Source organism: Streptomyces sp. NPDC001606, assembly GCF_053596835.1.
The window spans coordinates 421,028-439,709 of record NZ_JBSFHC010000002.1; the positions used below are offsets into that span (position 1 = coordinate 421,028).

Here is an 18,682-nt window from a genome sequence, read left to right on the forward strand (position 1 = left end):
AGCACCGTGGGCGTGAAGGCTCAGTCATGCCCCTGACATCCCCACAGACACAAGGAGGCGCAGCATGCGCTTCAGACACAGAGTCGCGGCAGGGTTCGCGACCCTGGCGCTCCCCCTGGCCGGTCTCGTCGGCCTCGCCGGCCCCGCCCAGGCCGCGAGCAGCGCCACCGCCAGTTTCACCAAGACCAGCGACTGGGGTACCGGCTTCGGCGGTCAGTGGACCATCAAGAACACCGGCACCAGCTCCATCAGTTCCTGGACCGTCGAGTGGGACTTCCCCTCCGGTACCTCCGTCACCTCCGCCTGGGACGCGGACGTGACCGGCTCCGGCACCCACTGGACCGCCAAGAACAAGTCCTACAACGGCACCATCGCCCCCGGCGCCACGGTCTCCTTCGGCTTCAACGGCTCCGGCTCCGGCAACCCGGCCAACTGCACGCTCAACGGCGGCAGCTGCGACGGTACGACGGTCCCGGGCGACGCCGCCCCCAGCGCCCCCGGCACCCCGACCGCCTCGAACATCACCGACACCTCGGTGAAGCTCAGCTGGGGCGCGGCCACCGACGACAAGGGCGTCAAGAACTACGACGTGCTGCGCGACGGCAAGGTCGTCGGCACCGTGACGACCACGTCGTACACGGACTCCGGCCTGACCGCCGGCACCGACTACTCCTACACCGTGCGGGCCCGCGACACCGCCGACCAGACCGGCCCGGCCAGCGGCGCGGTCGCCGTCCACACCACCGGCGGCACCACCACTCCCCCGAGCACCGGCGGCAAGGTCAAGCTCGGCTACTTCACCGAGTGGGGCATCTACGGCCGCAACTACAACGTCAAGAACCTGGTGACGTCCGGCTCGGCATCCAAGATCACGCACATCAACTACGCCTTCGGCAACATCACCGGCGGCAAGTGCGCGATCGGCGACTCCTACGCCGACTACGACAAGGCGTTCACCGCCGACCAGTCCGTCAGCGGTGTCGCCGACACCTGGGACCAGCCGCTGCGCGGCAACTTCAACCAGCTGCGCGAGCTGAAGGCCAAGTACCCGGGCCTCAAGGTGCTGTGGTCCTTCGGCGGCTGGACCTGGTCCGGCGGCTTCGCGGACGCGGCCAAGGACCCGGCCGGCTTCGCCCAGTCCTGCTACGACCTCGTCAACGACCCCCGCTGGGCCGATGTCTTCGACGGCATCGACATCGACTGGGAGTACCCCAACGCCTGCGGCCTGAGCTGCGACACCAGCGGGGCGGCGGCCTTCAAGAACGTCATGGCCGCACTGCGCGCCAAGTTCGGCACCAACAAGCTGGTCACCGCCGCGGTCACCGCCGACGGCTCCGCCGGCGGCAAGATCGAGGCCGCCGACTACGCGGGCGCCGCCCAGTACGTCAACTGGTACAACGTGATGTCGTACGACTTCTTCGGTGCCTGGGACAAGACCGGCCCGACCGCGCCGCACTCGCCGCTCACCTCGTACAGCGGCATCCCGAAGGCCGGCTTCGACACGGCCGACGCGATGGCGAAGTACAAGTCGATCGGCGTGCCCGCGAGCAAGCTGCTCATCGGCATCGGCTTCTACGGCCGCGGCTGGACCGGCGTCACCCAGGACGCCCCGGGCGGCACGGCCACGGGCCCGGCCACCGGCACCTATGAGCAGGGCATCGAGGACTACAAGGTCCTCAAGTCCTCCTGTCCGGTCACCGGCACCGTCGCGGGCACGGCCTACGCCCACTGCGGCAGCAACTGGTGGTCCTACGACACCCCGTCGACCATCGCCGGCAAGATGGCCTGGGCCAAGAACCAGGGCCTGGGCGGGGCCTTCTTCTGGGAGTTCAGCGGCGACACCAGCGACGGCGAGCTGGTGAACGCGATCAGCAGCAACCTGTAAGAGAGAACGTCTACGCGACGTTCACGCTCCCCCAGACTTCGTCCGGGGGGGACCCCCACCCAGCGAGTGAATGAGGCTACGCCACATTCACTCGCTGTCCGGGCGGGGCTGCTTCCAGCCACGCGAGGAAACCGGTCAGCGCGTCTTCGCTCATGGCCAGTTCCAGGCGGGTGCCCCGGTGGGTGCAGGCGAGGACCACGGCGTCGGAGAGCAGGGCCAGCTCCTCCTCGCCCTCGGGCAGCCGGCGGCCGGCCACCTCGATCTGCGCGCGCTCCAGCGTGCGGCGCGGCCGGGGGGCGTAGGAGAAGACCCGGTACCACTCGATGCGGTCGCCGTTGTAGCGGGCGACGCCATAGCTCCAGCCCTTGCCGCCGGCATCCGGTTTCTCGCCCACGTCCCAGCGCAGGGAACAGTCGAAGGTGCCGCCGGACCGCTGGATCAGTCTGCGCCGCAGTCCGAACAGGAAGAGCCCCAGCACCACCAGGGCGACCACGATCCCGCACACAGTCAGAGCGAGGACCATCGGCACCGACCTCCTCGTCTCCTAGGTAACGGAACGTAAAAACACCCACATCTACCTCAGCCGCGGCCGGGTCCGGATCGCTCCGGTCCCAGCCGCGGCTGAGTGACGTCAACGCAACGGCGCGCTGTGTCTAGCGCGCCGCGGTCGCCGCCCGCAGACGGACATCGGCGCGGCGCTCGGCCTCGGCGTCGTCCTCCGCCTTCGCGCGCTCGAGCTCGCGCTCCACGCGCTGGACATCGATCTCGTCCGACAGCTCGGCGATCTCGGCCAGCAGGGACAGCTTGTCGTCCGCGAACGAGATGAAACCGCCGTGCACCGCGGCGACGACCGTTCCACCCTCACTCGTACGGATGGTCACCGGGCCCGACTCCAGCACACCGAGCAGCGGCTGGTGACCGGGCATGACGCCGATGTCGCCGGAGGTGGTGCGCGCGACGACCAGGGTGGCCTCGCCGGACCAGACCTGGCGGTCGGCGGCGACCAGCTCGACGTGCAGCTCAGCAGCCAAGAGTGGCTCCTCGGGTCACCACCCGGCAGGGCTGCCGGGTGTTGGGGTCAATTCTAGTAGGCGTGAGTGAGGGGGCGGGACGCGCCCGCCCCCTCATGACTCGGACGAGTGTCCGGGTCAGGAGACGCCCAGCTCCTTGGCGTTCTTCTTCAGGTCCTCGAGACCACCGCACATGAAGAACGCCTGCTCCGGGAAGTGGTCGTACTCACCGTCGCAGATCGCGTTGAACGCGGCGATCGACTCGTCCAGCGGCACGTCCGAACCGTCCACGCCGGTGAACTGCTTGGCGACGTGGGTGTTCTGCGACAGGAACCGCTCGACACGACGGGCACGGTGGACAACCAGCTTGTCCTCCTCGCCCAGCTCATCGATACCCAGGATCGCGATGATGTCCTGGAGGTCCTTGTACTTCTGGAGGATCGTCTTCACGCGCATGGCCGCGTTGTAGTGGTCCTGCGCGATGTAGCGCGGGTCCAGGATCCGGGACGTGGAGTCCAGCGGGTCCACGGCCGGGTAGATGCCCTTCTCCGAGATCGGACGGGACAGAACCGTCGTCGCGTCGAGGTGGGCGAAGGTGGTGGCCGGGGCCGGGTCGGTCAGGTCGTCCGCGGGGACGTAGATCGCCTGCATCGAGGTGATCGAGTGACCGCGGGTCGACGTGATGCGCTCCTGGAGGAGACCCATCTCGTCGGCCAGGTTCGGCTGGTAACCCACCGCGGACGGCATACGGCCGAGCAGCGTGGAGACCTCGGAACCGGCCTGCGTGAAGCGGAAGATGTTGTCGATGAAGAACAGCACGTCCTGCTTCTGGACGTCACGGAAGTACTCGGCCATGGTGAGGCCGGCCAGCGCGACGCGCAGACGGGTGCCCGGGGGCTCGTCCATCTGACCGAAGACCAGCGCGGTCTTGTCGATGACGCCCGAGTCGGACATCTCCTCGATCAGGTCGTTGCCCTCACGGGTGCGCTCACCGACACCGGCGAACACGGAGACACCGTCGTGGTTGTTGGCGACACGGTAGATCATCTCCTGGATGAGCACCGTCTTGCCGACGCCGGCGCCGCCGAACAGGCCGATCTTGCCGCCCTTGACGTACGGGGTGAGCAGGTCGATGACCTTGACGCCCGTCTCGAACATCTCGGTCTTGGACTCGAGCTCGTCGAAGTTCGGGGCCTTGCGGTGGATCGGCCAGCGCTCGCCGTCGTAGGACTCGTCGACGTTCAGCACCTCACCGAGGGTGTTGAACACCTTGCCCTTGGTGAAGTCGCCGACGGGGACGGAGATGGCCGCGCCCGTGTCGGTCACCGGGGCCTGGCGGACCAGACCGTCGGTGGGCTGCATGGAGATGGTGCGGACCAGGCCGTCACCCAGGTGCTGGGCGACCTCCAGGGTCAGCGTCTTCTTCGCGCCCTCGTTCGCCGGGTCGGAGACCTCGACGTGCAGCGCGTTGTAGATGTCCGGCATCGCGTCGACGGGGAACTCCACGTCGACGACCGGGCCGATGACCCGGGCGACGCGGCCCGTAGCCGTCGCGGTCTCAACAGTGGTGGTCATTAGCGGTCACTCCCCGCGGTCGCGTCGGCCAGGGCGCTCGCGCCACCGACGATCTCGCTGATTTCCTGGGTGATTTCGGCCTGGCGGGCCGCGTTGGCAAGACGGGAGAGCGTGTTGATCAGCTCGCCCGCGTTGTCGGTGGCCGACTTCATCGCGCGCCGCGTGGCGGCGTGCTTCGAAGCGGCCGACTGGAGCAGCGCGTTGTAGATACGGCTCTCCACATAGCGCGGCAGCAGGGCGTCGAGGACGTCCTCCGCCGAGGGCTCGAAGTCGTACAGCGGAAGGATCTCGCCCTGGGGCTTCTCCTCCGCGACCTCTTCGAGGCGCAGCGGAAGCAGCCGCGCGCCGAGCGCCGTCTGGGTCATCATCGAGACGAACTCGGTGAAGACGATGTGGAGCTCGTCCACGCCGCCGTCCGCCGTGTCCTTCTCGATGGCCTCGATCAGCGGCGCCGCGACCTTCTTGGCGTCCGCGTACGTCGGCTCGTCGGTGAAGCCCGTCCACGACTCCGAGATCTTGCGCTCACGGAAGTTGTAGTGGGCGACACCGCGGCGGCCGACGATGTACGTGTCCACCTGCTTGCCCTCGCGCTCCAGGCGCTCGGTCAGCTGCTCCGCCGCCTTGATGGCGTTGGAGTTGAAGGCACCGGCCAGACCACGGTCGCTCGTGAGGAGCAGGACCGCGGCACGGGTCGGGTTCTCCGCCTCCGTGGTGAGCGGGTGCTTGGTGTTCGAACCCGTACCGACCGCCGTGACCGCGCGCGTCAGCTCGGTCGCGTACGGCGTGGAGGCCGCCACCTTGCGCTGCGCCTTGACGACACGCGAGGCGGCGATCATCTCCATCGCCTTGGTGATCTTCTTGGTCGCGGTGACGGATCGGATGCGACGCTTGTAGACCCGGAGCTGGGCTCCCATGAGTCAGGTCCCTTCCTTACGTCACTTGGCGGCAGCGGCAGGAGTGTCCTCGCCGAGCAGCTTGCCGTCCGAGGTCTCGAACTGCTTCTTGAACTCCGCGATCGCGTCCGCGATGGCCGTGAGGGTGTCGTCGGACATCTTGCCGCCCTCGCGGATGGAGGTCATGAGGCCCTGCTCCTTGCGGTGCAGGTACTCCAGCAGCTCCTTCTCGAAGCGGCGGATGTCGGAGACCGGGACGTCGTCCATCTTGCCGGTGGTGCCGGCCCACACGGAGACGACCTGGTCCTCGGTGGACATCGGCTGGTACTGGTCCTGCTTCAGCAGCTCGACCATGCGCTGACCGCGCTCCAGCTGGGACTTCGAGGCCGCGTCCAGGTCGGAACCGAAGGCGGCGAACGCCTCCAGCTCACGGAACTGGGCGAGGTCGACACGCAGTCGGCCGGAGACCTGCTTCATCGCCTTGTGCTGCGCGGAACCACCGACTCGGGAGACGGAGATACCGACGTTCAGCGCGGGGCGCTGACCGGCGTTGAACAGGTCCGACTCCAGGAAGCACTGGCCGTCGGTGATGGAGATGACGTTGGTCGGGATGAACGCCGAGACGTCGTTGGCCTTGGTCTCGACGATCGGCAGACCGGTCATCGAACCGGCACCCATGTCGTCGGAGAGCTTGGCGCAGCGCTCCAGCAGACGGGAGTGCAGGTAGAAGACGTCGCCCGGGTAGGCCTCACGGCCCGGCGGACGGCGCAGCAGCAGGGACACGGCGCGGTAGGCGTCGGCCTGCTTCGACAGGTCGTCGAAGATGATCAGGACGTGCTTGCCCTGGTACATCCAGTGCTGGCCGATGGCGGAACCGGTGTACGGCGCGAGGTACTTGAAGCCGGCCGGGTCCGACGCCGGGGCGGCGACGATGGTCGTGTACTCCAGGGCGCCGTTCTCCTCCAGCGCGCGGCGCACGCCGGCGATGGTGGAGCCCTTCTGGCCGATGGCGACGTAGATGCAGCGGACCTGCTTCTTCGGGTCGCCGGTGCGCCAGTTGTCACGCTGGTTGATGATCGTGTCGACGGCCAGGGCGGTCTTGCCGGTCTGGCGGTCACCGATGATCAGCTGACGCTGACCACGGCCGACGGGGGTCATCGCGTCGACGGCCTTGTAGCCGGTCTCCATCGGCTCGTGCACCGACTTGCGCTGCATGACCGTGGGGGCCTGCAACTCGAGGGCACGGCGGCCGTCGGTCTCGATCTCGCCGAGGCCGTCGATCGGGTTGCCGAGCGGGTCGACGACACGGCCGAGGTAGCCCTCGCCGACCGCGACGGAGAGGACCTCACCGGTGCGCTGCACCGGCTGACCCTCCTCGATGCCGCTGAACTCACCGAGGACGATGGCACCGATCTCGCGCTCCTCGAGGTTGAGGGCGAGGCCGAGGGTGCCGTCCTCGAACTTCAGCAGTTCGTTGGCCATGGCCGAGGGCAGACCCTCGACCTTCGCGATGCCGTCGCCGGCAAGGGTGACCGTACCGACCTCCTCGCGCGAGGCCGCGTCCGGCTTGTACGACTGGACGAAGTTCTCCAGCGCGTCCCGGATCTCCTCCGGCCGGATCGTGAGCTCCGCCATCTGGGTTCCCTGCTCTCCTTGTTGGGCCCGAAGTTTCACTTTGGGGGGATGGGGACTCCCCCCATTAGGAGGTGAATCCTCTGCACGGCCCAACCAGGGCCGTCATCAGTACGTACTTCTTGAGTTGCTAGCTCGCCATGCGGCGGGCGGCCTCGTCCAGCCGGTCCGCGAGGGAGCCGTTGATGACCTCGTCACCGACCTGCACCCGGATTCCACCGAGGACCTCGGGGTCCACATCCAGGTTCAGGTGCATCCGGCGCCCGTAGAGCTTGGCCAGGGCCGCGCCGAGGCGCTGCTTCTGGGTGTCGCTCAGCGGCACCGCCGACGTCACGACGGCGACCATGCGGTCCCGGCGCTCCGCGGCGAGCTTGGACAGGGACTCCAGTCCCGCCTCCAGGCTACGACCACGCGGCGCGGTCACGAGGCGCGTCACCAGACGCTCGGTGGCCGGCTTGGCCCGGCCGCCGAGCAGCCGGTGCAGCAGCGCGGTCTTGGCCTGGCCGCCGGCGGCCCGGTCGGTCAGCGCGGCCCGCAGCTCGGTGCTGGAGGACACGATCCGGCCGAAGCGGAACAGCTCGTCCTCGACGTCGTCGAGGGTGCCGGCCGCCTGCGCCGCCGTGAGGTCGGCGATGTCCGCCAGCTCCTCCAGCGCGTCCACCAGGTCGCGGGGCTGCGACCAGCGGGCCCGGACGGTGCCGGCCACCAGATCGGCGGTCTCCCCGCTGACCTGTCCGCCGATCAGGCGCCGGACGAGTTCGGCCTTGGCCTCTGCGGGCTTCGCCGGGTCGGTGAGGACCCGGCGCAGTCCGACCTCGCGGTCGAGCAGCGCGGTGACCGCCGCCAGCTCGTCGGCGAGCTGCGCGGCGTCCACGGACGTGGAGTCCGTCAGCGCGTCGAGACGCTCACGGGCGGCAGCCAGGGCCTCGCGGCTCGCTCCGTTCATCGCGTGGCCTCGGCCTTCTCCTCGAGCTCGTCGAGGAAGCGGTCGATCACACGGCTCTGACGGGCGTGGTCCTCGAGGGACTCGCCGACGAGCTTGCCGGCCAGGTCGGTGGCGAGCTTGCCGACGTCCTGACGCAGCGCCGACGCGGCGGCCTTGCGGTCGGCGTCGATCTGGGCGTGACCGGCGGCGACGATCTCCTCGCGCTGCCGCTGGCCCTCGGCCCGCATCTCGGCGATGAGCGCGGCACCCTGCTCCTGCGCCTCCTGGCGCAGGCGCGCGGCCTCGTGCCGGGCCTCGGCGAGCTGTGCCTTGTACTGCTCCAGGACGCTCTGGGCCTCGACCTTCATGGCCTCGGCCTCTTCGATGCCGCCTTCGATCGCCTTGCGCCGCTCCGCGAGAACCGTGTTGATGTTCGGAAGCAGCTTCTTCCAGAAGAAGAAGAACACGATGGCGAAGGCGATGGTGCCGACGAGCAGCTCGGGACCGGCGGGGACGAGCGGGTTCTGCTCGGTCTCCTCGGCCGCCAGCTGTACCAGGTTGGCGATCACATCAGTGCCTTTCGTCGATTCGTGTCGGGTAAGCGGTGATTACTTACCGAACACGAACGGCATCACGATGCCGATGAGGGCGAGCGCCTCACAGAACGCGAAGCCGAGGATCTGGTTGGCGCGGATCAGACCGGCGGCCTCGGGCTGGCGGGCGAGCGCCTGGGTGCCGTTACCGAAGATGATGCCGACGCCGACGCCGGGGCCGATCGCAGCAAGGCCGTAGCCGATCGAGCCGACGGAACCGTGGACACCAGTGGTGGCGGCGAGGGTCTCAAGAGCGGACATGCCGGTTCTTCCTTCTCTTTCATGGACCGGTGGGGGTTGGCCACCGGACGACTGGGGGTGAGGGGCGGTTGCTGATCAGTGGTGCTCGGCGAGAGCGCCCTGAACGTAGGAGCAGGCGAGGAGCACGAAGACGTACGCCTGCACGGCCTGGACGAAAAGCTCGAAGCAGATCATGGCCATCGTCATCACGAAGGAGACGCCGGCGCCGACGACCAGCCAGCTGTTCAGCAGGTACCAGGAGGCGGCGGTGAACATCACCAGCATCAGGTGACCGGCGAACATGTTGGCGAAGAGTCGCACCGCGTGCGTGAACGGGCGGACCAGCAGGTTCGAGAAGAACTCGATGACCATGACGAGCGGGAGCACCCCGCCGAGCGACTTGTCGTAGCCCGTGACGTTCTTGAAGAAGCCGACGAAGCCGTGCTTCTTGAAGGTCAGCGCGACCCACGTGATGTAGACGATCGCGGCCAGGACCGCCGGGAAGGCGATGACCGAGGACACCGGGAACTGCGCCAGCGGGATCACGGACCAGATGTTCATGATCCATACGAAGAAGAACAGCGAGACCATGAGCGGGACGTACTTCTCGCCCTCGGTCTTGCCGAGCGTCTCGTAGACGATGCCGCGGCGCACGAAGTCGTAGCCGGCCTCGCCGATCATCTGGAGCTTCCCCGGGACGACCTTGGCCTTGCCGAAGGCGGCCCAGAAGAAGGCGACGACGACGAGCGTGGTGACGAGCGCGAGCAGCATCACCTTGTTGAACTCGAAGCCCCCCACCGTGGCGAGCGGCTTGAAGAGGAAGGAGTTCAGGCCCGGGGCCGGGAAACCGCACCCGTTGTCGGACAGGACCCGACAACTCCAGTCAAAGGCGAGCTGGGTCTGGTCAGCACTCACCGCGGGCTCCTTCGGCGTGACGCATGGGTACGGCAACCTCGTTGTGTCGGCGCGGCACAGGGCCGCGGATCGGCACCGGACTGGTGTTACGGATGTGGGGGCGGCTGGGGGGCATCGAGCCTCGCGATCGAGCAGGCGTCAGCTCAGATGCCCGCGCCCGCGATGCCGCAGTTGGCACCGGACGATAGCAGGAGATCTCACAAGCCTTTATCCCGCCCCTACTCCTCACGACGACGGCCCTGTCTTCGTGGACTTGTCGCTCTTCTCGGAGTCCGGGTCGACGTAGAAGATCTTGGCCTTCATATGCGCGCGTGCCTGCGCGGCCATCCACACGACCGTCGCGACGACGAGCGCCGCGGCGAACGCCTTCGCGTTGAAGAGAGAGGTGTCCTTGAAAACAGCGACGAAGATCAGAAGGAGCAGCAGCTGGGCCATGTAGAGCATGAGGCCCATTGCCTGGAACAGCTGCGGGAGCGTTTTTGCCGTCCACTGGAGCACATAGAGGCCGATTCCCATGAACAGGATGGCCAGCACCGTGCCGACGGCCGCACCGAGCGCACCCTTGCCTCCCGCGAGCGCGGCGCTCACGGCGACGGCGATCGCGCCCACAGCCGCTGTGGGCACAGCGATCTGCAAGAGGTTCCGGGCGTCATTGGACGGCATGGCGGCAACTCCGCTTTCACAAGGGGGCAGGGTGTCGTCATGGACGAGCGTAGTCCCGGGCTGAGTGATCGAGACCTCACACCGACGGACCCTCGCACTCGGGTCCTTCGGTTCTCTCCGGGGTTCTCGTGAACCGTATCACAAACTATTTGATGAGGTCTTTACCTGTTCGGTGTGCTTGCTGTCACACATGAGAGTGACAGTGCGCGTCTGTGCAGAATCCGCGCCCTCTTGTCTGGTATTAGGGCGCTTTGTTCCCCCAACAACGGGCAATGCTCTCGTCAGATTCTTACCTTGCGTCTCTCAACGACCGTCGATGAAACGCGATCGAGGGCCCACCGCGGTCGCCCCGTTGACGCCCGCGACGCCCGCCGTGACAGGCGTCGGCTCCGCGCCCTCCGGGCCCTCCTGCGCGCCGCCCTGCGCCGCCGCGAGGGCCTCGGCCGGACGGCTCCTGCGCCGGTACCGGGGCGGCACGAACCGCTGCGCCCAGACCGGCACCCGCGGCGTGAAGCGCGGGAGCAGCAGCAGGACCAGACCGACCGCGCTCAGGAACGCGACGCTCAAAGTGATCCACATCGACGCGGAGTTGACCGAGAACGCCAGCGCGCCGAAGGCGATCAGCGCCGACCAGAAGTACATGATCAGCACCGCCCGGCTGTGCGAGTGGCCGATCTCCAGCAGCCGGTGGTGCAGATGACCCCGGTCCGCGGCGAACGGCGACTGGCCGCGCCAGGTGCGCCGGACGATCGCCAGCACCAGGTCGGCGGCGGGCACGGCGATGATCGTCAGCGGCATCAGCAGCGGGATGTAGACCGGCACCATCTGGTGCACGGTGTTGCGCTCGGACCCGGAGAACAGGTTCATCACGTCCGGGTCGACCTGGCCCGTGACCGAGATCGCGCCGGCGGCCAGCACCAGGCCGATCAGCATCGAGCCGGAGTCGCCCATGAAGATCCGCGCCGGATGCATGTTGTGCGGCAGGAAGCCCAGGCACATGCCCATCAGCACGGCGGCGAACAGCGTGGCCGGGGCCGCGGCCTCGATGCCGTACGAGTACCAGACCCGGTAGGCGTACATGAAGAACGCGGCGGCGGCGATGCAGACCATGCCGGCGGCCAGGCCGTCGAGGCCGTCCACGAAGTTCACCGCGTTGATGGTGATCACCACCAGGGCCACCGTCAGCAGGGTGCCCTGCCACTGGGTGAGCGCCACCGTGCCCACCCCGGGCACCGGCAGCCACAGGATGGTGAGACCCTGCATCACCATCACACCCGCGGCGATCATCTGGCCGCCGAGCTTGATCAGCGCGTCGATCTCGAACTTGTCGTCCAGCACGCCGATCAGCCAGATCAGCGCCGCGCCGGAGAGCAGCGCCCGCGGCTCGTTGGACTTGTCGAAGACCCAGTTCAGGTTCGTCAGATGGTCCGCGACCAGCAGGCCCGCGCACAGCCCGAAGAACATCGCGATCCCGCCCAGCCGCGGAGTGGGCTCCCGGTGCACGTCCCGGGCCCGGATCTCCGGCATCGCCCCGGCCACGATCGCGAACTTGCGTACCGGCCCTGTCAGCAGATACGTCACCGCGGCCGTGATGCAGAGCGTCAGCAGGTATTCACGCACGGGCTTCCCCACATGTCTCGCTGGCCATCACAGCCTCACACCCTAGCGACGGACGCATACGGATGAAGACTTCCGGGTAGCGACGATGGTTGCACGAGCGGCTGTGACCCGGCCGGCGAACCGGAATCGGTCAACCCGGATACGGCGGAAATCTACCGGTCAGCTCGCGCACCTCGTCCCGCACCCCGGACGGCTCGCTCTCCCCGCGCAGCACCGCCGCGAGCAGCGCCGCGATCCGCACCATCTCCGGCTCCCCCATGCCCTGCGTGGTCACCGCGGCCGTACCCAGGCGCAGTCCGCGGCCGTCGCCGTGCGGCAGCGCACAGCAGTCGAGCACGATCCCGGCGGCGGCCAGCCGGCCCCGCGCGGCCCGGCCGTCCACCCCGAGCGGCGCGGGATCGGCGACGATCAGATGGGTGTCCGTGCCGCCGGTGACCACGGTCAGCCCCTCGGCGGCCAGATGGCCGGCCAGCACCCGGGCGTTGGCGACCACCTGATGGGCGTACACGGCGTACGCCGGTGTTGCCGCCTCGCCGAAGGCGACGGCCTTGGCGGCGATGGTGTGCATCTGCGCGCCGCCCTGGGTGAACGGGAACACCGCCCGGTCGACCCGCTCGGCCAGCTCGCTCCCGCACAGGATCATCCCGCCGCGCGGCCCGCGCAGCACCTTGTGCGTGGTCGCGCACACGATGTCGGCGTACGGCACCGGGTTCGGCGCCGCTCCCCCGGCGACCAGCCCGATGGGGTGCGCCGCGTCGGCGATCAGATAGGCGCCGACCTCGTCGGCGACCTCCCGGAAGAAGGCGTGGTCGACATGGCGGGGGTAGGCGATGGACCCGCACACGATCGCCTTGGGCCGGTGGTTGCGGGCCAGGTGGCGCACCTGGTCGTGGTCGATCAGCCCGGTCTCCGCGTCCACCCCGTACCCGACGAAGTCGAACCAGCGGCCGGAGAAGTTCGCCGGCGAGCCATGGGTGAGATGACCGCCGTACGGCAGTCCCAGGGCGAGCACGGTGTCGCCGGGGCGCAGCAGGGCCGCGTAGGCGGACAGCACGGCCGAGGAGCCGGAGTGCGGCTGGACATTGGCGTGCTCCGCGCCGAACAGCTCCCTGGCCCGGTCGACGGCGGCGCGCTCGGCGACGTCGACCAGTTCGCAGCCGCCGTGGTAGCGGGCGCCGGGATAGCCCTCGGCGTACTTGTTGGACAGCGCGGAACCGAGGGCGGCGAGCACCGCGGGCGAGGTGAAGTTCTCGGCGGCGATCAGCTGGAGCGTGGACGACTGCCGCTCCAGCTCGGCCAGCAGGATGTCGGCCATCGCCGGATCCTGGTGCCGCAGCGCGTCGGTCTGGAGGGTATGGGTGACCGACATGGCGGGCTCCCGGGGCGGTCGACGGTGACTATCCCCAATGTAGGTCGGGCAGGTGCACGGCGCCCGGTGATGCGGCCGCACGGGAACGCGGGGCGTTCACATGCGCGCCGGTACCCCGGTCAGTGCCGTCACCACCGGGTCCAGCGCGTCCCGTATCTCGTCCCCGACGGACCGGAAGAAGGTCAGGGGCGCCCCGTACGGGTCGTACACCTCGTCCGCCTCGGCGGTGGGCGCCAGCAGCCAGCCGCGCAGCGCCGCCGCCGCCCGGACCAGTGCGCGGGCCCGGGTGACCAGGCCGTCCTCCAGAGGCGGCAGGGTCACCGGGTCTATCGCCCGGACCAGCCGGGTGAACTCCTTCAGGGTGAAGGTGCGCAGCCCCGCCGAGTGGCCCATGGAGATCACCTGGGCGCGGTGGTCCCGGGTGGCGGTCAGCACCAGGTCGGCCTTGATCACATGCTCGTCCAGCAGTTCCCGGCCCACGAAGCCGGAGGCGTCCGCGCCGAACTCGCCGAGCACCGCCTCCGCGTGCGCCTCCATGGGCGCGCCCTCGTGGCCCCAGGTGCCCGCGCTCTCCACCAGCAGCCCGCCGCCGAGCACCCCGAGGCGCTCCATGACGAAATGCCGGGTCAGCCGCTCGGTGATGGGCGAACGGCACACATTGCCGGTGCTGACGTGGAGGATGCGGAAGGTGTCACGGGGAAAGCCGAAGGTGGTCGTCTGCTCCGCGACACGCTCGCCGATGCCTATGCCACGCCCCGGTGCGGGGGCGGTCAATTCGCCACCTCGAGGTCGGGTACGACCTTGCGCAGCTCCTCGGCGGAGAGGGCGCCCTCGCGCAGCAGCACCGGGACGTCACGGCTGACGTCCACGATGGACGACGGGACGATGCCGGGGGTGGGGCCGCCGTCCAGGTAGACGGAGACGGAGTCGCCGAGCATGTCCTGGGCGGAGTCGCAGTTCTCCGGCGCCGGGTGCCCGGTGAGGTTGGCGGAGGACACGGCCATCGGGCCGACCTCGGTCAGCAGCTCGATGGCGACCGGGTGCAGCGGCATCCGGATGGCGACGGTGCCCCGGGTGTCGCCGAGGTCCCACTGGAGCGACGGCTGGTGCTTGGCGACGAGCGTGAGGGCGCCCGGCCAGAACGCGTCGACCAGCTCCCAGGCCAGCTCGGAGAAGTCCGTGACCAGGCCGTGCAGGGTGTTCGGGGAGCCGATCAGGACCGGGGTGGGCATGGCGCGGCCCCGGCCCTTGGCGGCGAGCAGATCGGCGACCGCCTCCGAGGAGAAGGCGTCGGCACCGATGCCGTACACCGTGTCGGTCGGCAGCACCACCAGCTCGCCCCGGCGGACGGCGGACGCGGCCTCGCGCAGACCCGTCACGCGGTCGGTCGCGTCGTTGGTGTCGTATCGCCGTGCCATGTCTAGCGGGCCTCCTCGTACACGTACTGCGGCTGGAAAGTCTGGGGGGCGGTCACGGCAGCGCCTTGCGGGCGGTCGCGAACCGGGGGCGGTTGTTGAGGTCGGGGTGATCGGCCGCGTCGGCCCAGCCCCGCTCCTCGGTGAAGATCCACGGCACCTGACCGCCCTGGGTGTCGGCGTGCTCGATCACGACGACGCCGCCGGGGCGCAGCAGCCGGTGCGCGGTGCGCTCCAGGCCGCGGATCAGGTCGAGGCCGTCCTCGCCCGAGAACAGCGCCATCTCGGGGTCGTAGTCGCGGGCCTCGGGGGCGACGTACTCCCACTCGGTCAGCGGGATGTACGGCGGGTTGGAGATGACCAGGTCGACCTGGCCGTCGAGGTCGTGGAAGGCGTCCAGGGCGTTGCCCTGACGCAGGTCGACCCTGGACCCCTCGACGTTCTTCCGGGTCCACACCAGGGCGTCCTCGGACAGCTCCACGGCGTGCACACGCGAGCGCGGGACCTCCTGGGCGAGGGCGAGCGCGATGGCGCCGGAACCGGTGCACAGGTCGACGATGCACGGCTCGACCACGTCCATGGCCCGTACGGCGTCTATGGCCCAGCCGACCACGGACTCGGTCTCGGGCCGCGGCACGAAGACCCCCGGACCGACCTGCAACTCCAGATACCGGAAGTAGGCCCGACCGGTGATGTGCTGCAACGGCTCGCGCTGCTCACGCCGGGCGATGACCTCCCAGTAGCGGGCGTCGAAGTCCGCGTCCTTCACGGAGTGCAGCTGGCTGCGCTTCACGCCGTGCACGAACGCGGCGAGCTCCTCGGCGTCGGTGCGCGGCGAGGGCACGCCGGCGTCGGCCAGCCGCTGGGTGGCCTGGGCCACCTCCGCGAGCAGCAGGTTCACGCAAGTCCTCCGGAAGTCACTGGTACGAGCCTTACGCCGCGGCCAGCTTCGCCGCCGAGTCGGCGTCGACGCAGGCCTGGATCACCGCGTCGAGGTCGCCGTCCAGGACCTGGTCCAGGTTGTACGCCTTGAAGCCGACACGGTGGTCGGAGATGCGGTTCTCCGGGAAGTTGTAGGTGCGGATCTTCTCGGAGCGGTCGACGGTGCGGACCTGGCTGCGGCGGGCGTCGGCGGCCTCCCGCTCCGCCTCCTCCTGCGCCATGGCGAGCAGCCTGGAGCGCAGGATGCGCAGCGCCTGCTCCTTGTTCTGGAGCTGGCTCTTCTCGTTCTGGCAGGAAGCCACCACGCCGGTCGGCAGGTGCGTGATGCGCACCGCGGAGTCGGTGGTGTTGACCGACTGACCGCCCGGGCCGGAGGACCGGTAGACGTCGATGCGCAGGTCGTTCGGGTTGATCTCCACGTCCACCTCCTCGGCCTCCGGGGTGACGAGGACACCGGCGGCGGAGGTGTGGATACGGCCCTGGGACTCGGTGGCCGGGACGCGCTGCACCCGGTGCACCCCGCCCTCGTACTTCAGCCGCGCCCACACGCCCTGGCCGGGCTCGGCCTGGCCGCGGGCCTTCACGGCGACCTGGACGTCCTTGTAGCCGCCCAGCTCGGACTCGGTGGCGTCGATGATCTCGGTCTTCCAGCCGATGCGCTCGGCGTACCGCAGGTACATGCGCAGCAGGTCACCGGCGAACAGGGCGGACTCGTCACCGCCGGCGCCCGCCTTGATCTCCAGGATGACGTCCTTGTCGTCACTCGGGTCGCGCGGGACCAGCAGCAGACGGAGCTTCTCGGTCAGCTCCTCGCGCTGCTTCTCCAGCTCCTTGACCTCGGCGGCGAAGTCGGGGTCGTCGGCCGCGAGCTCGCGCGCGGTGTCCATGTCGTCGCCGGACTGCTTCCAGGAGCGGTACGTGGCGACGATCGGGGTCAGCTCGGCGTAGCGCTTGTTCAGCTTGCGCGCGTTCGCCTGGTCGGCGTGGACCGACGGATCGGCGAGCTTCTGCTCCAGATCGGCGTGCTCGGCGACGAGGTCCTCGACTGCCTCGAACATCTTTCGGCTCCTGTACTGCGAATGAAGGGAAGGGCGGGCGACCAAAAACGCCGGTCCCGGACACACCCCGGTGAGGGTGTGGCCGTGGACCGGCGCAAGGGGGCTCGCTACTTCTTGGAGCCGGCGGCAGCCTTGCCGAAGCGGGCCTCGAAGCGGGCCACACGGCCACCGGTGTCGAGGATCTTCTGCTTGCCCGTGTAGAACGGGTGGCACTCGGAGCAGACCTCGGCCCGGATGGTGCCGGACTCGATGGTGCTGCGCGTGGTGAACGACGCGCCGCAGGTGCAGCTGACCTGCGTCTCGACGTACTCGGGGTGGATGTCGCGCTTCAAGGTGTCTCCTAGGTTTCGGGAGGGCGCCGGGTCGCCGCCGCGGGATGCGGGAGCGTGAACCGGGGCCGACGTACCAGTCTGCCAGGACTGGCGCCATCCCCCAAAACCGGGGGTGGGGGCCAGGTATTCCCCGGGGTCCGGGTAGTCCTCGGGATCCGGGTTTTCCCCGGGGTCCGGGCAGTCCCCGGGGTCCGGGTATTCCCCGAGGTGTCCGCCCTCAGGGAGTGACCACGCCCTTGGCCTCGCCGGTGGCCGTGCCCTCGGTGGCCGCCTTCGGGATCCGGCGGTCGTTCTTCAGGGCGTCCCACACCAGCTGGGCCTTCTGCTTCTCCAGCAGGACCCGGTTGGGGTTGGCGGGGTCGTACTGGACGGGCATGGTGACCATGCTCAGGTTCTTGGCGCCGATGCCCTTCAGACCGCTCGCGAAGTCGATCAGGGAGTTGACCGAGCCGAGGTCGGAGTCGGTGGTGACGGCCTTGGTGGCGGTGTCGGCGAGGTCGTACAGCTTCTTCGGGTTGCTGAACACGCCGACCTGCCTGACCTGGTTGATCAGGGCCTTGACGAACGCCTGCTGGAGCTGGATGCGGCCCAGGTCGGAGCCGTCGCCGACGCCGTGCCGGGTGCGGACCAGGCCGAGGGCCTGCGCGCCGTCGAGGGTGTGGGTGCCGGCCTTGAGGGTGAGGTGGCTCTGCGGGTCGTCGATGTTCTTCGTCGTGGTGACCTGGACCCCACCGAGGTCGTCGATGAGCTTCTGGAAGCCCGAGAAGTCGACCTCGAGGTAGTGGTCCATACGGATGCCGGTGATCGACTCGACGGTCTTCACCGCGCAGGCGGCCCCGCCGGTGGAGTAGGCGGAGTTGAACATCACGCCCGCGGCGGCCGGGTATGCGGTGCCCTTGGTGTCCGTGCACCGGGGCCGGTCGATCAGGGTGTCCCGGGGGATCGAGACCACGCTGGCCTTCGTGTGGCCCTCGTAGATGTGGACGATCATCGCCGTGTCGGAGCGGGCGCTGCCGTCGTCGGCGCCGCCGCCGAGCTTCCGGTTGGAGCCGGACCGGGTGTCCGAGCCGAGGACCAGGATGTTCTCGGAGCCGTTGTCGATCTTCGTGGGCCGGTCGGCGCCGAGGGCCTGGTTGATGTCGACGCTGTGCAGGTTGCCGTTGAGCTTGAAGTAGAGATACCCGGCCCCGGCACCGCCCAGGGCGACCACGCCCGCGGCGGTCCAGGCCGTGGCGAGCAGCGCCTTGCGGCCCGTACTGCGGGCCTTGCGGCGGCGCCCTCTGCCGCTGCCACGGGAGGGGCCCCGGGAGGCGCTGCTCCCCGGCTGCGATATCGCGGGCTCCGGCGTGCTCTGGGCGGACACATCGCTCCTAGGTCTCGGCGGTCGGTTACCCCCTGCTTTCAGGGTCGGGCGCGGTTGTCACCGCTCCATCGTCGCCCCACCTGGTCGGACGGAGAAACTCGGGACAGCGTTGCACAGGACCGGGTGCCCAGCGCGTGCCACGGCATTCACCCTGCGTGACCGTTCCGATCGGGGGAAGCGGCGCTCACCTGCGGTTTCGGCCCCGGAGGTCGTACGCCTCGAAACCGGTACCAACCGAGATCCTTGTGGCAA

19 protein-coding genes are annotated in these 18,682 nt (G+C 69.1%); 1 reads left to right on the top strand and 18 read right to left on the bottom strand.

The genetic code is table 11. From position 1 onward, the window contains the following. The first annotated feature begins 64 nt into the window (after positions 1 to 64). Entirely contained in the window at positions 65 to 1,885 is a 1,821-nt protein-coding gene (locus ACWCV9_RS06290) for a glycosyl hydrolase family 18 protein (RefSeq protein ID WP_450784520.1), read from the top strand. A 76-nt stretch (positions 1,886 to 1,961) separates the two neighbouring features. Here the strand turns inward: ACWCV9_RS06290 and ACWCV9_RS06295 are convergent, their stop codons facing one another. The 18 genes from ACWCV9_RS06295 to ACWCV9_RS06380 form a co-directional block, all read right to left on the bottom strand. Further along, the gene (locus ACWCV9_RS06295; protein ID WP_385839942.1) at positions 1,962 to 2,408 is read right to left on the bottom strand and encodes a DUF2550 domain-containing protein; all 447 of its coding nucleotides are present in this window, start codon (positions 2,406 to 2,408) and stop codon (positions 1,962 to 1,964) included. A 130-nt stretch (positions 2,409 to 2,538) separates the two neighbouring features. Continuing rightward, positions 2,539 to 2,916, bottom strand: coding sequence for a F0F1 ATP synthase subunit epsilon (locus ACWCV9_RS06300; RefSeq protein WP_385839944.1), 378 nt, complete (start codon positions 2,914 to 2,916; stop codon positions 2,539 to 2,541). A 117-nt stretch (positions 2,917 to 3,033) separates the two neighbouring features. Then, a complete protein-coding gene (gene atpD, locus ACWCV9_RS06305) occupies positions 3,034 to 4,470 on the bottom strand; it encodes a F0F1 ATP synthase subunit beta (RefSeq protein ID WP_450784521.1) in 1,437 nt (478 codons plus the stop codon). Beyond that, the gene (locus ACWCV9_RS06310; protein ID WP_450784522.1) at positions 4,470 to 5,384 is read right to left on the bottom strand and encodes a F0F1 ATP synthase subunit gamma; all 915 of its coding nucleotides are present in this window, start codon (positions 5,382 to 5,384) and stop codon (positions 4,470 to 4,472) included. Before ACWCV9_RS06310 ends, atpD begins: the two co-directional genes overlap by 1 nt. 21 nt (positions 5,385 to 5,405) lie before the next feature. Beyond that, positions 5,406 to 6,998: a F0F1 ATP synthase subunit alpha gene (gene atpA / locus ACWCV9_RS06315; protein WP_450784523.1), complete on the bottom strand. Its 1,593-nt coding sequence runs from the start codon at positions 6,996 to 6,998 to the stop codon at positions 5,406 to 5,408. A gap of 127 nt (positions 6,999 to 7,125) precedes the next feature. Beyond that, positions 7,126 to 7,941 carry a F0F1 ATP synthase subunit delta gene (locus ACWCV9_RS06320; protein ID WP_450784524.1) on the bottom strand — a complete coding sequence of 272 codons (816 nt, stop codon included), beginning with the start codon at positions 7,939 to 7,941 and terminating at the stop codon, positions 7,126 to 7,128. After that, positions 7,938 to 8,489, bottom strand: coding sequence for a F0F1 ATP synthase subunit B (locus tag ACWCV9_RS06325; RefSeq protein WP_385839950.1), 552 nt, complete (start codon positions 8,487 to 8,489; stop codon positions 7,938 to 7,940). Before ACWCV9_RS06325 ends, ACWCV9_RS06320 begins: the two co-directional genes overlap by 4 nt. Positions 8,490 to 8,528: 39 nt before the next feature. Beyond that, on the bottom strand, positions 8,529 to 8,774 hold the full coding sequence (locus ACWCV9_RS06330; protein WP_115905876.1) for an ATP synthase subunit c family protein: 246 nt from the start codon (positions 8,772 to 8,774) through the stop codon (positions 8,529 to 8,531). Positions 8,775 to 8,849: 75 nt separating this feature from the next. Then, complete coding sequence (atpB, locus tag ACWCV9_RS06335) at positions 8,850 to 9,620, bottom strand: F0F1 ATP synthase subunit A (protein WP_450784707.1); 771 nt, start codon at positions 9,618 to 9,620, stop codon at positions 8,850 to 8,852. A gap of 273 nt (positions 9,621 to 9,893) precedes the next feature. After that, the gene (locus ACWCV9_RS06340) at positions 9,894 to 10,331 is read right to left on the bottom strand and encodes a hypothetical protein (protein ID WP_450784525.1); all 438 of its coding nucleotides are present in this window, start codon (positions 10,329 to 10,331) and stop codon (positions 9,894 to 9,896) included. 303 nt (positions 10,332 to 10,634) lie between these two features. After that, complete coding sequence (locus tag ACWCV9_RS06345; RefSeq protein ID WP_450784526.1) at positions 10,635 to 11,951, bottom strand: MraY family glycosyltransferase; 1,317 nt, start codon at positions 11,949 to 11,951, stop codon at positions 10,635 to 10,637. Between the two features lie 130 nt (positions 11,952 to 12,081). After that, positions 12,082 to 13,320, bottom strand: a complete 1,239-nt coding sequence (locus ACWCV9_RS06350) for a serine hydroxymethyltransferase (protein ID WP_450784527.1) — start codon at positions 13,318 to 13,320, stop codon at positions 12,082 to 12,084. A gap of 96 nt (positions 13,321 to 13,416) precedes the next feature. Next, on the bottom strand, positions 13,417 to 14,094 hold the full coding sequence (locus ACWCV9_RS06355; protein WP_450784528.1) for an arsenate reductase/protein-tyrosine-phosphatase family protein: 678 nt from the start codon (positions 14,092 to 14,094) through the stop codon (positions 13,417 to 13,419). Next, on the bottom strand, positions 14,091 to 14,738 hold the full coding sequence (locus ACWCV9_RS06360; protein WP_385839959.1) for an L-threonylcarbamoyladenylate synthase: 648 nt from the start codon (positions 14,736 to 14,738) through the stop codon (positions 14,091 to 14,093). The genes ACWCV9_RS06355 and ACWCV9_RS06360 overlap by 4 nt, the downstream gene beginning before the upstream one ends. 52 nt (positions 14,739 to 14,790) lie before the next feature. Continuing rightward, positions 14,791 to 15,636: a peptide chain release factor N(5)-glutamine methyltransferase gene (prmC, locus tag ACWCV9_RS06365; protein ID WP_385839960.1), complete on the bottom strand. Its 846-nt coding sequence runs from the start codon at positions 15,634 to 15,636 to the stop codon at positions 14,791 to 14,793. Between the two features lie 31 nt (positions 15,637 to 15,667). Further along, the gene (gene prfA, locus ACWCV9_RS06370; protein ID WP_450784529.1) at positions 15,668 to 16,735 is read right to left on the bottom strand and encodes a peptide chain release factor 1; all 1,068 of its coding nucleotides are present in this window, start codon (positions 16,733 to 16,735) and stop codon (positions 15,668 to 15,670) included. Positions 16,736 to 16,842: 107 nt separating this feature from the next. Continuing rightward, positions 16,843 to 17,067 carry a 50S ribosomal protein L31 gene (gene rpmE, locus ACWCV9_RS06375; protein WP_019326867.1) on the bottom strand — a complete coding sequence of 75 codons (225 nt, stop codon included), beginning with the start codon at positions 17,065 to 17,067 and terminating at the stop codon, positions 16,843 to 16,845. 217 nt (positions 17,068 to 17,284) lie between these two features. Then, positions 17,285 to 18,430: an LCP family protein gene (locus tag ACWCV9_RS06380; protein ID WP_450784530.1), complete on the bottom strand. Its 1,146-nt coding sequence runs from the start codon at positions 18,428 to 18,430 to the stop codon at positions 17,285 to 17,287. Positions 18,431 to 18,682: the final 252 nt, after the last annotated feature.